The 12,479-nt window shown below is 67.2% G+C and carries 16 protein-coding genes; 12 read left to right on the top strand and 4 right to left on the bottom strand.

Features of this window, described 5'->3' with window-relative positions; all coding sequences use genetic code 11:
* Positions 1 to 360: 360 nt before the first annotated feature.
* Together AC5P1C_RS38755 and AC5P1C_RS38760 are read right to left on the bottom strand one after the other, a co-directional pair.
* The gene (locus AC5P1C_RS38755) at positions 361 to 633 is read right to left on the bottom strand and encodes a hypothetical protein (RefSeq protein WP_493870675.1); all 273 of its coding nucleotides are present in this window, start codon (positions 631 to 633) and stop codon (positions 361 to 363) included.
* 258 nt (positions 634 to 891) lie between these two features.
* A complete protein-coding gene (locus AC5P1C_RS38760) occupies positions 892 to 1,284 on the bottom strand; it encodes a ricin-type beta-trefoil lectin domain protein (RefSeq protein ID WP_493870676.1) in 393 nt (130 codons plus the stop codon).
* 171 nt (positions 1,285 to 1,455) lie between these two features.
* On the opposite strand from AC5P1C_RS38760, the gene AC5P1C_RS38765 reads away from it, so the two are divergent.
* Positions 1,456 to 1,926 (top strand): site-specific integrase, encoded by a 471-nt coding sequence (locus tag AC5P1C_RS38765; RefSeq protein WP_493870677.1) that lies wholly within the window; start codon positions 1,456 to 1,458, stop codon positions 1,924 to 1,926.
* 38 nt (positions 1,927 to 1,964) lie between these two features.
* On the opposite strand, the gene AC5P1C_RS38770 is transcribed toward AC5P1C_RS38765, so the two are convergent.
* Entirely contained in the window at positions 1,965 to 2,846 is an 882-nt protein-coding gene (locus AC5P1C_RS38770; protein ID WP_493870678.1) for a phosphotransferase family protein, read from the bottom strand.
* A complete protein-coding gene (locus tag AC5P1C_RS38775; protein WP_493870679.1) occupies positions 2,843 to 4,408 on the bottom strand; it encodes a helix-turn-helix domain-containing protein in 1,566 nt (521 codons plus the stop codon). Before AC5P1C_RS38775 ends, AC5P1C_RS38770 begins: the two co-directional genes overlap by 4 nt.
* Before the next feature lie 62 nt (positions 4,409 to 4,470).
* Between AC5P1C_RS38775 and AC5P1C_RS38780 the strand changes: the two genes are divergently transcribed.
* From AC5P1C_RS38780 to AC5P1C_RS38830, 11 genes are all read left to right on the top strand, one after another.
* Positions 4,471 to 4,884, top strand: coding sequence for an ATP-binding protein (locus AC5P1C_RS38780; protein WP_493870680.1), 414 nt, complete (start codon positions 4,471 to 4,473; stop codon positions 4,882 to 4,884).
* A 31-nt stretch (positions 4,885 to 4,915) separates the two neighbouring features.
* The gene (locus tag AC5P1C_RS38785) at positions 4,916 to 5,368 is read left to right on the top strand and encodes a DUF6415 family natural product biosynthesis protein (RefSeq protein WP_493870681.1); all 453 of its coding nucleotides are present in this window, start codon (positions 4,916 to 4,918) and stop codon (positions 5,366 to 5,368) included.
* Positions 5,368 to 5,844 carry a DUF6302 family protein gene (locus AC5P1C_RS38790; protein ID WP_493870682.1) on the top strand — a complete coding sequence of 159 codons (477 nt, stop codon included), beginning with the start codon at positions 5,368 to 5,370 and terminating at the stop codon, positions 5,842 to 5,844. Before AC5P1C_RS38785 ends, AC5P1C_RS38790 begins: the two co-directional genes overlap by 1 nt.
* A 55-nt stretch (positions 5,845 to 5,899) precedes the next feature.
* Entirely contained in the window at positions 5,900 to 6,100 is a 201-nt protein-coding gene (locus tag AC5P1C_RS38795; protein ID WP_493870683.1) for a DUF5999 family protein, read from the top strand.
* Positions 6,097 to 6,756 (top strand): hypothetical protein, encoded by a 660-nt coding sequence (locus tag AC5P1C_RS38800; RefSeq protein ID WP_493870684.1) that lies wholly within the window; start codon positions 6,097 to 6,099, stop codon positions 6,754 to 6,756. The genes AC5P1C_RS38795 and AC5P1C_RS38800 overlap by 4 nt, the downstream gene beginning before the upstream one ends.
* A 217-nt stretch (positions 6,757 to 6,973) precedes the next feature.
* Positions 6,974 to 7,945: a thymidylate synthase gene (locus AC5P1C_RS38805; protein ID WP_493870685.1), complete on the top strand. Its 972-nt coding sequence runs from the start codon at positions 6,974 to 6,976 to the stop codon at positions 7,943 to 7,945.
* Complete coding sequence (locus AC5P1C_RS38810; RefSeq protein ID WP_493870686.1) at positions 7,942 to 8,979, top strand: nucleoside-diphosphate kinase; 1,038 nt, start codon at positions 7,942 to 7,944, stop codon at positions 8,977 to 8,979. The genes AC5P1C_RS38805 and AC5P1C_RS38810 overlap by 4 nt, the downstream gene beginning before the upstream one ends.
* Positions 8,980 to 8,994: 15 nt before the next feature.
* The gene (locus AC5P1C_RS38815) at positions 8,995 to 10,173 is read left to right on the top strand and encodes a radical SAM protein (protein ID WP_493870687.1); all 1,179 of its coding nucleotides are present in this window, start codon (positions 8,995 to 8,997) and stop codon (positions 10,171 to 10,173) included.
* Positions 10,170 to 10,772, top strand: a complete 603-nt coding sequence (locus tag AC5P1C_RS38820; RefSeq protein ID WP_493870688.1) for a 3'-5' exonuclease — start codon at positions 10,170 to 10,172, stop codon at positions 10,770 to 10,772. The genes AC5P1C_RS38815 and AC5P1C_RS38820 overlap by 4 nt, the downstream gene beginning before the upstream one ends.
* On the top strand, positions 10,766 to 11,545 hold the full coding sequence (locus AC5P1C_RS38825) for an aldo/keto reductase (protein WP_493870689.1): 780 nt from the start codon (positions 10,766 to 10,768) through the stop codon (positions 11,543 to 11,545). The genes AC5P1C_RS38820 and AC5P1C_RS38825 overlap by 7 nt, the downstream gene beginning before the upstream one ends.
* Entirely contained in the window at positions 11,542 to 12,054 is a 513-nt protein-coding gene (locus AC5P1C_RS38830) for a hypothetical protein (protein ID WP_493870690.1), read from the top strand. Before AC5P1C_RS38825 ends, AC5P1C_RS38830 begins: the two co-directional genes overlap by 4 nt.
* Positions 12,055 to 12,479: the final 425 nt, after the last annotated feature.

Below are 12,479 nucleotides of genomic sequence, written 5' to 3' on the forward strand. Positions count from 1 at the left end.
GAAGAGCGCGGACGGCTCACACCTGCCTCCGCCGTTCCGCTGTTCGCTGCTTGCCCGAACTGGCAGCCGAGGTGCCTCCCGAACAGCGCGAGACCCTGCTCTCCAACGTCGACAGAACCAGGCGCGTTCGATGAAGATCTTGGACCAGCCGCACAACGACTCGTTGGGCGGCGATGGCGACACCCCCTGCCGAGCCGCCCTCGCATTCCGGCTCACACCCGCTTTGGGTATGCAAGTTCATCTCCGGCAAGAACAAGCAGAACGCTGTCAAGTCGACGGTCGTCACGGACGGTGAAGGTCGCCTGCTGTGGTGCAGCCCAGCACGGCCCGCAAGCTGCGCGGATCACTCACGCCCGCCAGTTAGGGCTGGTCAGGCTCTTGGCCGGTGGGCCCGCGGGGAGTCACGATCAAGGTGTCGGCCGGCGGCTGTGAAGCCGGATGAATCGTGGGTGACTGGCCGTCCACCGCGCCGTCCCCCGGAGACGAAGCCGCAGAGCCCGCGTCGGGTTGCCCGCGCTTGATGGCCGCGTCCACCGTGGCACCGATGCGGCGCAGTGCCGCCAGCTCCTGAGGACCGAGATCATCGATCAGGTACTCGGGGACTGCGGCGACGTGTCCCGGCGCCGCTGCCACCACTACGTCGTAACCGGCCTCGGTCAGCGTCGCGGTGGTGCGCCTTCCGGAACCGGGGATCCGCTTCCGTGCGAGCAGTCCGCGCTTCTCAAGCCGACCGATGGAGGCGGACCGCTCCTGGACGATCTTCCGCGCAAGAGGGAGGACTTGTGCGAGCTGCTGGTGGTGCCGGGCGAGTTGGTCGAGCCGGCGCTGGGCTTGGATGACTTCCGGCAGGTTCGTGAACGGAATGTCGCGTGTGGAGCGGTCCAGCGCTGGCTATTGCACGGTGCTGATCTGCCACTTCTGGTCGTCTCTCGTCGTGTCGCAGGATTCCACCTTGAGTTGCGTGCGGCCGCCGCTGTAGTGCCTAGCGGTCAGGCAGCCGTCGTCGTCTGCCACGTTCCTCAGCTGACCGTTGGATGTGTCCTCCCAGGAGGCCTGCTCTTGGCCGCACAGGCCGAAGCCGACGAGGCCGCCCATACCGGTCAGGCATGCGCTGGAGTTGACGGGGGCCCGGAGCTCTACAACGCTGGAAGAGGCACCGCTGGGCGTCGCGCTGTACCAGTGGAATCCTGTGTCCCTCTCTTTGCACGCAGCCAACCTCAAACTCGGGCTCCGCTGGATGCACAAGCCTCGTACCTTGCTGGCGACCGTGACGTACCCGGTCACGACGGAAGGTTGGGACGCGGCGCCCGCGTGCCCCTGTGCCGCGTGCGCGACCGCCGTGGGGAGCAGAAGCATCGTGAGGGCAAAAAAGGGGATGCCGGCTCCGCGCCGCCGTGCCCGCCTGGGTCGGTTCATCCGGGCAGTCCTTTCAACAGACATGGGTGCATCTATTACATGTGGTGGGGGGGTGCGAGGCCGGGGATTTCAGGCCGTAAGTGGGCGTGGCGGGCCGCCGGCGGCAACGCGTCCACCAACGCGGCCCTGACCGTCAAGGGTGGCCTCCGCAACTACCCGGCGGACCGCGAGCGCGGGACACGGATGCGGCCGGGCTCGCTCAACGAACGCCTCCAGATCCTCGCCGAGCGGGCGTGGGCGCCCTACATCGACGGCAAGACGGTCACCTCGCACTCCTGGCGGGCCGGCGCGAACACCGACATGGCCGAGAAGGGCGTGCCGCTCGCCGAACGCAATAAGGCCAGCCGGTGGGCTGACGGATCACACACCCGACACGGTGTACGACACCGCCGCCACGGCGCGGGCACCCGCGACCCACTCGACGCCGTCCCGCAGCACAGCGGGCCCGCACGAGCAGCGGTCGCGGAGGCCCGCGGCGCGATGCCGTCTCAAGCAGAGGAATCCACCTGAGTGGCGAGTTGAAGCAGGCGAGCCACCGCATGGCCCACTCAGAAGATGCCTTTCCACGTCCACGGCCGTGGCCCGGATCGACCGCGAAGGCAATCGATCCGGTATTGCGCTTGGCCTAGCCAGTCCTCGTTGCTGGCTGCGTGCTGCGCGGCGTACGTCACCATTCGCAGTTCTCTGGCAGCCGCAAGGGTGGGGTACCCCTCCCATGCCATGACGTCGTGCCCATAGGCCTCACAGAACTGGTCGTACTCGCCCGCAGTGACCGCGCCGGTCGTCTTCGCGCGTACCGCGGTGGACACGAGATCCCACTCCGGGGGCCCGAGGGAGAAGCGTTCCAGATCCATCATCAGGGGCCCGTCGGGCGTGCGAACGAAGTTTCCGGGCCAGGCGTCGCCATGTACGGCTCTGTCTGGAAGGCCGGCGGGCCGCTCGGCCCATGCCGCTGCCAGGTCGCGGTGAAGGCCTCGCAGCCACTCCCTGTCGGCCCTGTGGATCGTGGTGGCCGCTCGCAGTCGCTCGTCGACGCGGACGAAGGGATCGAGGTACCCCAGCTCGATGTCTGGCGTCGGCAATGAGTGCAGGCGCGCGAGGAGTTGGGCAAGGTCTTCGACCGAGCCGTGCTCCTGGGCCGGGAGTTCCACCCAGAAGGTCACGGGGCGGCCGTCCGCCTCGATGGGCTGCTCCACCGCGACCAGGCGCACAGCAGGGAGGTTCTCCTGGGCGAGCCAGCGTGCGACGCGCACCTCCCGGGCGGCAGCGGCGCCTTGGCCTGCCTGTGAGATCCGTATGACCACGCCGGGGAGTCGCCATATCTGGTTCTCGGCCAGTCGCAGCGGCTCTGCCCCATCGGGGTCCAATCCGACTGCGGAGCAAGCTTCTGCCAGGGCGCGGCGTGCGGGCGCGGCTGCCGAGGTTGTCATACCGAGACCGTAGCGGCGATCCGGTCACGCAGGTCCGATGCCTCTGGGATCTGCTGATGTTTGGAGGCGAAGCGGCCGAGCTGCCGTAGGTCGTCGGCCGCACGCCGGGATGTCAGCCGCCCTACCTCGTCCAGTGCATCGTGGCCGATGGTTGCCGCTTGACGTGGGTCGCCCTTGGCCATGATCAGGGAGGCCAGTTTGGTGCGGGAGATTGCGCGGGACCGCCGGTAGGCGTCCGGATGTCCCTTCACCGCGGTGTCGAAGCGGCGGGCCGCCCTGCCTGGGTCCTGTCCCGCAAGGATGGCGAGGTCAAACAGCGCATGGGCGGTGTCCCCGTTGTGCTGCGCCGTGTCGTAGTAGGCCATCCAAGGCGAGTCCTCGCCCGGTCGGGCCCGGGTGAAAGCGTCGTCCGCGGCACCGACGGCCGCCATGGTGTCGCGCACGTTGCCCATTTTCCCGAAAGCCCTGGCTCGTGCGGTGTGGAGCATCGCCTGTTCCGTAGCGGTCAACCGGTCGGAGCGCACCAATCCCTTTTCGGCGTAGGTGAGGCCATCGTCTGGTGCACCGATCCACACAGCTTGCCGTGCGAGGAAGGAGTACGTCTTGGCCCGTAGATGCCAGTCGCCCGCCTCCTCGGCGCAATCGGCTGCGAACTTGAACGTCGTGCTGGCTTCATCGTGGCGGTAGGCGTCGAAGGCCGAGGCCCCTACCACTATGCCGAGTCGAGATACGGAGGCGAACATTTCGGCGTGCAGATGCTCGGGGCACGGGGCTTGTAGCAGTCCAGCCGACCACTGCATTGCCCGACTGGCCACGTCGCGCACCATGCCGCCGCCACCCAGTTCGTTGTCCATGCCGCTGATAGCGGTGGCTGCCGCCAAGACCTGGTCGATATGGCAGGGGCTGACAGTGGCGGGAAGCGACAATCCGGCCGGGGCGAAGACCTCGGTGAGGTCGATGGGGGCTATGGCGGCGATGCCGCCGAGGTGGAGGAAGGCTCGTCGGTGCACGGGCTCATGGCTCCCTGGGCGAGGCGTTGGGTCATCTCTGCCCAGGATGCGGCCTGTCTGCGCAGGAACGGTTCCCTCCCCCCTACCTGTGACCGCCTTATCGGCATCAGCCCGCTTTTTGTCGGCATCACGCTGCCCGAAGACCATCGGCCACGCTCGGTCGAACAGCCCGTCTGTGCGGAAGACTTCGTCGAGCCGCTGGGCCAAATCACGGCGGCAACTTGGGTACTTGCCCTTCTCGACCGCCAAGATCATGTCATCGCTGACCTGCACTAACCGGCCCAGCTCCCTGGCGGACAGCCGCTCTGCAATGCGCAGCTTGCGCAATTCGTTCCCGAACCACTCCTGAGGGGAGGCTCCCGGGTCGAGCGTCTTCATTGGCTGCGGCATTTTTCTGCCCCCGAAGTCGTTGATGCCGAACTTTCCGTCTGTCGGCATCAGGCTCTGCACGTTCTCGGTGTGCTCTGCCTGAATGGTTGCTGTCCGGTTCGATTCCAGTACACACCGCAACCCCGCCTTGCTGAAGGGGTTCTGGCAGAACGGAGGGAGCAACGATGGAACTCCTCCTTGGCACCCGTGATCGGAGCACTTCTCTTCGCGTCACGTCCAGAAGCGTGAGCGGCCAGCTCGACGTGAGCTTCGACGTCCGAGCCGAAGACCTGGGAACCATCAGGGACATCATCCAGGCGCATCTGTGCTGGTGGCGCATCGACGACGGCACCGCCCACCGGATGCTGACCGTGGTCAATGAACTCCTCACCAACATTTTGCAGCACACGCCTGCGGATGCCGACGGGTGCAGGATGGCCAGCCTGCTCCTCCACAAGGTCCCGGACGGCGTCACCGCCGTTGCCCGCGACACGGACCCTTGCGCGCCGGTGTACGAGCCTCCGGGCCTTCAGTCCGAAGAGGGCCGCGGCTTGCTGCTCCTGCGGGCCCTGGCTGACGACACCTCCGTGTCCATGACCTCAGCGGGCAAGGACGTGTGGGTCTTCATAGGCAATCAGGACACACCCGAGCACGTCTGATCCCCACGGCCGGCCCTTTCCAGGAGTTCCGATGTCCCCCACCGCTCTGGTTTCGGAGAACGATGTGGTCCCTCCGCAATCCGATGAGCCCAGCGCCCAGAAGTGGACGCCTCCACTCGACGCGGACGGCCTGAGGCACGTCTTGGCGCGCGTCGTCGCGTGGAAGCCTCTCGATCTTGAGGCGATCTTCGATGACCTGGACACGGTGATCGGCGACGAACTCCCGCCCGCCCCGGTGACTGCGGCGCTGCTCGACCGCCTTCGCGGCTACCTGAAGCAGCTCAGCGACATCACCGTGGCTGATGCGAAGTACCCGCCTACCGACGAGATGGTCCGACTCGTAGAGCGGGCACGGCTCTTGAGGGACGAGGTAACGCCCACCGGTTATCTGCAAGCCATCGGCCTCGCCCGGCGCCTTGCCTTTGCTCTCTCCGACCTTGCCGACGAGCTGATCGAGGCCCGCTACATCAAAGGAGCCGAGTGATGCTCCCTCTCGCGTACCCGCAGGTGAGCGTCACCCTCATGCCTCCGCTGGAGGCGTACGACTACGACCTCTACGCGGGCCGGCTAGCAGACCCGCGGCTCTTGGAAGCGGCTGTTGCTGTACGCACGCTGCGCATACCGTTCCTCGCTGTGCCCGTCGGAGGGACACGGCGAGGCGGGTACCTCTCGATGTCGTGCCTCTGCCTCGGCTTCAAGGTCCGCAACGTCCTCCGTGATCGGCCCGGATTCCCCGACCTGCGGGTGCGGCTCTCTGTCCATCCGGACACCTGCCATGCCGTGGAGTGGGGAGAGCAACCACCCGCATCCTGGCATGACTGCGCTGACGTCACCCTCGGCCGCTTCTACGGCTACAGCGAAAGCGCGATAGCCGCATTCATTAACCGCCGCGCCAGCGCCACGCGCGGCCCCCAGACGCCCTCTTCGGCAACCAACCACCGCTCCCCCGCGGCTCCGTAGGGCTGCCGAAGAGGGCTCCCTTCCCACCTCACGACCGAGAGGAAGCGCGACGCACATGTGCCAGCACAAGCCCCCCTGCCCCACGGCGAGCGAACCGGACCGTGAGGCCGCGAAACCCATGGCGGGCGACCACGTTCTGGGCTGGACGCTCTTGTGCAACGGTGTCCTTCTCTTCGACGACACCGGCGGGATAACGCCGGACAACTCGATCATCGCCCCGCACCGCCCCGTCGAGCTGGCGGGAGCCACCGCATGAACACAGTGAAGAACAGGAGCGTGGTCCCCTACGTTACGGGGCGTGATGGAGAAGAGGTGGAATCCTTCCTCTCCCTGCGTGCCTCCTTCGACCTTGCGGGCCATTCACGTTTGGCCTACTGGGATGAGACGCCGGAAGATCGCGATGTGCGGGGCGTGCTCTGGGCCCGCGTCTCGCAGTCGATAGGGGACGACCGGTTGCCGACCGGAGAGCCGAAGTGGCGTCTGGTCCACCCGTCCCGGCAGCGCGAGTGCATGCTCAAGCTCAAGTGCCAGGTATGCGTCGCTGACGCCCGGACCCCAGATGGGATCCTGTTCCTGGAGAGCCAAAAGGGCGGCATTCCAGAGCCGAGCACCACGATCCGGACTGCCCAGCCTCCGCTCTGCTGGCGGCACGCGCGCATGGCCGCGAAGCGGTGCCCCTATCTCGCAGAGCACGGGCACGTCGCGCTGCTGGCGCGACGCGCACGCATGTACGGCGTCATTGGAACGCCCTACGAGTACACGTACGGCGACGGCATCCGAGTCCTGGCGGCCAACGATGCGCCCCTCCCCTACGGGGACCCAGCCCTGCGGTGGTTCCTAGCCTCTCAACTGGTACGCACGTTGATCTCATTCAGCGTCGTGGACCTGGACGATCTTGTGCCGGCCGCGTAGCCCCAAGACAGCCGCTCGGTGAGCCGGATGGCTCCTGCCTGCTCATCGAGCGGCGTACGCCCCCCGGCGCCGGGTTCCGCATCCCCCGTCGGCCCGGCGCCGGCCTATTCCCATCCGAGCACAGCCCGCACCGTCGAACCCACCGACTGTCCGCTGACCTGGAGAGATGATGCTCACCGCCCCCACCTTCCCTGGCGTAGAAGGCGCATATCTTGCCTTGCTGCAACGAGTGTCGGACAGCCCCGACCACCACATCACCGCTCGCGGCAACAACGCCAACGAAGTCCTCGGTGTCAGCTTCCAACTGACCGACCCCCGCCAGCGACTCCCCTACCTGGCCGCACGCAAGGCCAACCCGATCTTTCAGTTCGCTGAAGCGCTCTGGCACCTGGCCGGCCGCCGCGACCTGGCGATGATCGGCTACTACGCCCCCTCTATGCGCTCCAGTTCCCCCGACGGAATCAACCTCGGAGGATCCGCCTACGGCAACACCCTCTTCAACCCCGCCGACGGCGACACCACCTCCCCCTTCGACCGCGTCCTGGAACTGCTCCGGTCCGAGACAGACAGCAAGCGCGGCTACCTCCCTGTCTTCTCCCCCGCAGAGCTGGCCATCACCGACAACGTCGACATGGCGTGCCTGGCGGGGCTCCACCTTCTTGCCCGCGACGGACAACTGCACATGGTGTGCCACATGCGCGCCAACGACTTGGACTGCGGTCTGCTCTCCGACGTCTTCAGCTTCACCATGATCCAGGAGTACGCGGCCGTGCGGCTCGGCCTGGAGCTGGGTTCCTACACCCACCTCATCGGATCCGCCCACGTCAACGACTGCAACACCGAGCGGGTCAAGAAGGTGCTGCACGAAGCAGAAACACGCACCGCACCCCATCACTTCGCCTTCCCTGCCATGCCGGCCGGGACCACGCCTGACGCCATCGCTCACGTCTTGGGCCACGAGGAACTGCTGCGGATGAATCTGGCGCAGTACAGCGCACGTGCCATCGCGAGCCTGGGCGTGCATCCGTACTGGCAGCAAGTCCTCCTGCTATTCGAGGCCTATCGACAGATGGTGCACGACAAGAGCGACGCCGTCAGCTCCGACGTGCTCGGCGCTCTGGACCCCGGTGTGCGGTGGCTTGTGGGACACAAGTGGTCGGCGTGCACCACCGAGGAGGGTGCCCTGTGATCGGCAAACCGTCGTCCGGAGCGGTCGTATCGGGTATCGACTTCGACCGCTGGGCCGTCATCCTGTGCAAGCCGGACGCCATCCAGCGCGGCTTGGTCGATGCAGTACTGGAACGGATCGAAAGCACCGGAGTCTCCGTGCGCGCCCGCATGGAACTGTTCGCCGAGCCGTGGCAGCCACACGTCGTCTACCGCGACCTGCTGGCCGACCCAGGCCGTTTTCCGCCGGACCTGCCCACGTACATCGACGCCGCGTACGCCGGGCAACCCATCACGGTGGCTCTCGCGCACGGCGGCCCCGACATCCACTCCTACCTCCGGCGCCTGATCGGGCACACCGACCCCACGAGGGCCGTGTCCGGCACGATACGCGGCGATCTGAGGGACGACAGCCTCTCGGCCGCGACCCGCGAGAGGCGGCTTGTCCGCAATCTCGTGCACACCTCGGACGATCCGGAGGCTTCCCGCCGGGACTTCGGCACCTGGTACGGCGCAGGGCGGTCCCTGAACGTCTCCGACTTCGCGCGCTGCTCAGTCATCCTGTGCAAGCCCGATGCGGTCGAGCGAGGACTGGATGGTGCGGTATTGGAGCGGATCGCTGCCGAAGGCGCCACGGTCACCAACCAACGGCAGGTCACCGTGCAGCCCTGGCAGGCCCACGTGCACTACTGGGACCTGTTGGTGGACGCCGACCACTTCCCCGACCGGGACATACCCGCGTGCCTGGACGCGGAATATGCAGGACGCCAGGTCACCGTCGCGCTCGCCCACGGCGAGCCGGGTGTACATGCCCGACTGCGTGATCTGGTGGGCCACTTCGACCCCACGCGTGCCGCGCGAGGCACGATCCGCGGCGACCTGGGTGATGACAGCCTCTCGGCCGCGCTCGCCGACAAGCGGCTTGTCCGGAATCTCGTGCACACCTCCGACGACCCGGAAGCGGCCCGCCGCGACTTCGGCACCTGGTACGGCGCGAGGCACCGCGATCTCCTCACCCCGGACCTCCCGGCACAGAGCACATCCGCGCAAGCCTGACCCAAGGAGACCCTGATGAACGCTCCCACCGTCGGCGCGCGACGGTCCCTGCCGATCCTGTCTGCCGCCAGTATCGCCAGCCTGAAGCCGGACCTCGCGACCGTCATCGAGTACCGCAAGTCCGGACTCTCGCTCAACTGGGTCGTGGGCTGTCCGCTGGACTGTGCGTACTGCATCCGGCAGACCTTCGACAACTTCGCGATGAAGGTCCCACGCCGCCTGATGAGCGATGAGGAAGCCGTACGCCAACTCATCGGCCACGCCTACTTCGTGCCGCACAAGACGCCAATCCAGCTCCTGAACCGGGCCACCGATCCGATGCTCCCGGCCGTCAAGCCCCACGTGTTCAGCGTGTTGCGGAACCTGGACGAGCGGGGCCTGACCAACCACGTCCTGGTCATCACGCGGTGGAGGGTGACACCGGAGGACTGCGCTGTCCTCAACAGCCTCCAGAATCTGCGCCTGACCGTCCTGGTGACGCACTCGAACATTCAGGACGAGCGGATCGAACCGGTGGACAGCAGCATCGCCGCTGCGAGCCTGCGCGTCCTGTACGAGCACGCCGAGCGGTATCGCACCGTCCTGTATTGGCGGCCCATCGTGCCCGGCCTCAACGACACCGACGCCGACCTTGCGCGCGCCCGCGAACTGTCCCGGCACGCGCACGCCACCGTCTTCACCGGCTTGTTCTTCCGCGACGAGATCGCCGCGTCCTCCGAGGCGCACGGCCTCACGATGCCGTACGACCAAACGGCCCGACGCAAGATCCTGCCCGAGGCCGCCGAGCGGCGGATCCTCGACGCCTTCGAGCAAGACGGCTCGTGGGAAGCCCTGTTCCGCAAGACCTCCTGCGGCGTGGCCTACGCCCATGGGGAGGCCGACTATAACGGCCACTACGGCATCCGGGAACTGTGCGACATCTGCCCGCCCGAGCAGCTCGCGCGATGCGAGACCGCCTGGGTCAAACCAGCGTTGACGGCCGTCACTCAAGAAGCACGTGGGCTCGGCGCGACTGGCCCGATCGAGGTCACCAACCGTGCCATCGTCGTGGAGGGACTGGACGAACCGCCGCGCTACTACCTCCAACACGGCTTCGGATACCAGTGCCACGACCGAGCCAAGCCCCACCACCACCGCCAGCATGGCCGAGCCGACATCGGCTGGGAGGCGGAGAACGGAACACCCGCCAAATGAACTTCTCCTCCTGGCCCGCCCTGTTGGTCGTCGACGTCGAGGGCAACGGCACCACACCACCCGACCTGGTCGAGGTCGCGGCACTCCCCGTACGCGACGGGAGGCTCGACACGAGCACCGCTGGCGCCTGGCTGACCAAGCCCAACCGGCCCGTCACGCCCTTCGCGGCCCGGGTGCACGGCCTGACCAATCAGTTCTTGGCCGACAAGCCAGGCTGGGAGGAGATCAAGGGCGCGGTCCACGCGTGCCTGGGCACGGCGTGGATCGCCGCGCACAACGCGCACGTGGACTACCGCGTCCTGTCCGCGCATCTGCCGCAGTGGCAGCCGGCCGGAGTCATCGACACGCTTCGGCTGGCCAGAGCCACCTATCCCGGCCTGCCCAAGTACCGCCTCGACGCCCTGATCGAGCACGTTAAGCCGGACCTGACCCAGGCCCCCGCGCAGCGCCACCGCGCGACGTACGACGCGTACGCGACGGCCCAGATCCTCATCGCCATGGCCCGCCACTACGAGACGTGGGACCAGCTCGTGGCCGCCGCTGTCCCGCCCGGCCTGCCCGGCGCCCCCGAACCAGAACAGGAGCCAACCCTGTGGTGACATCACCCGGCGGCACCATCGCGATCGCCGGAAAGACCGTTTCGCGACTCGGATTCGGCACCATGCGACTGACCGGACCTGGAACCTGGGGGGACCCCGCCGACCGCCGCCAGGCCTTGGCCGTGCTGCGCCACGCCGTGCACACCCACGGCATCACTCATATCGACACCGCGGACGCCTATGGCCCGCACACCGTCGAGCACCTGATCAAAGACGCCCTGTACCCCTACCCGGGCGACATCCTGCTTGCGACCAAGGTCGGGTTGGCGCGACCGGCCCCGGACCTGTGGGCTCCGCACGGGCACCCGGTGTATCTGCGAGCCAGCATCGAGGCGAGCCTGCGCCGCCTCGGCGTCGAGCGGCTGGAGCTGTGCTACCTGCACCGCATCGACCCCGAGGTGCCCCTCGCCGATCAGCTCGGCACGCTGCGCGCGCTCCGCGAGGAAGGGAAGATCGGGCACATCGGCCTCTCCAGGATCACCGCCGAGGACTTCAAACTGGCGCAGCAACAGACGCCCGTGGCAGCCGTGCAGAACGTCCTCAACATCCATGACCGGTACGACCCAGTCGTGGAACTGTGCCGCGATCACGGCATTCCTTACGTCCCCTACCGGCCTCTCGATGCCGGCGCGGCAGCACCGAACGGAGACGTGACCACCCCGCTCTCCTGGCTCCTCGCCCACGGCCCCCACATAGCTCCCATTCCGGGAACGAGCAGCCTCAAGCACCTGGCCGACATCGTGAACGCCGTGGAGCAAGGCGGCTGGATGTGACACTGACCCTCGCGCTCACAGCCACGCCCCAGACGCGGACGCCGTACGAGAACTGGCGCCCCCCGATCATCGGCGTCTGCGTCCTCGTCCCCGTCGGGGCACTCGAACTCGCCCTCGCATACGGGCCGGGCAACACCTTGGCGCTCCCCACCGGGGCAGTCGAACACGACCAGAGTCCGGAGGAAGCCGCCCAGACGGTCCTCACCAGGCTGCCCACCGGCCTGCCGACACGGCGCAGAGTCGCAGTGGACCAGGTGCAGATGAGGCGTCGCAAGATCATCACCCACATCGTCGTAACTGCTCCCCTCACACACCGTCAGGCGGAGACGCTGACCTACCGCGACCCGCGCACCAAGGTGCGCGTCCTGCCCACCGTGCAGGCTCTCGCGGCCCTGCCGGAACGTGCCCGCGCACGTGTTCTCCTCGGCCTCCAGGCCCTCGCCATTGGAGCAATGGTGCACGTCCGTGACGGACAGATCCAGCGACTCGAATCCGTTCCGTTGATGTAGTACCGCACGCCCCCTCGGCCCTGGTGCCTTCAGCGGCCGGAGGCCGCCGCCATGTCCGCGCAGCCCGCGAAGTACCTCCACCTCCTGTGTAACGCGTGTCGACGCAACGCCGTCCGTAGAGCGAGCCAGCCGTTGACGCTCGGCCACGATTCGCTGTATCGCCGCCAGGAGGACCCGCACTGTGCCGACCGCGACTCCAGTAGTCCGCGACCAACTGGAATTCGAACCCTTTGCCAATCTCTTCGCCCTGCCACGGGAACCTCCGAGCCAGCCGCCGTCGTCGCGGATCCCGAAGAATTTTAGCCCACGTCTGGACCGTCGCCGCAGAGATCAAGATCGAGGGACGTTTAGCGACACTCGCGGACATCCGCGGCTCGTACACGAGGGTGAAGGTATCCGCGTTGGCACCCAGGAGGTGCACTGCC

It is taken from the genome of Streptomyces sp. A18, from assembly GCF_059026065.1.

Coding starts and splice junctions, on each gene's coding strand:
- AC5P1C_RS38765 (WP_493870677.1), top strand. CDS start 1,456: ATGTGGTGGGGGGGTGCGAGGCCGGGGATTTCAGGCCGTAAGTGGGCG.
- AC5P1C_RS38770 (WP_493870678.1), bottom strand. CDS start 2,846: ATGACAACCTCGGCAGCCGCGCCCGCACGCCGCGCCCTGGCAGAAGCT.
- AC5P1C_RS38785 (WP_493870681.1), top strand. CDS start 4,916: ATGTCCCCCACCGCTCTGGTTTCGGAGAACGATGTGGTCCCTCCGCAA.
- AC5P1C_RS38790 (WP_493870682.1), top strand. CDS start 5,368: ATGCTCCCTCTCGCGTACCCGCAGGTGAGCGTCACCCTCATGCCTCCG.
- AC5P1C_RS38795 (WP_493870683.1), top strand. CDS start 5,900: ATGTGCCAGCACAAGCCCCCCTGCCCCACGGCGAGCGAACCGGACCGT.
- AC5P1C_RS38800 (WP_493870684.1), top strand. CDS start 6,097: ATGAACACAGTGAAGAACAGGAGCGTGGTCCCCTACGTTACGGGGCGT.
- AC5P1C_RS38815 (WP_493870687.1), top strand. CDS start 8,995: ATGAACGCTCCCACCGTCGGCGCGCGACGGTCCCTGCCGATCCTGTCT.
- AC5P1C_RS38820 (WP_493870688.1), top strand. CDS start 10,170: ATGAACTTCTCCTCCTGGCCCGCCCTGTTGGTCGTCGACGTCGAGGGC.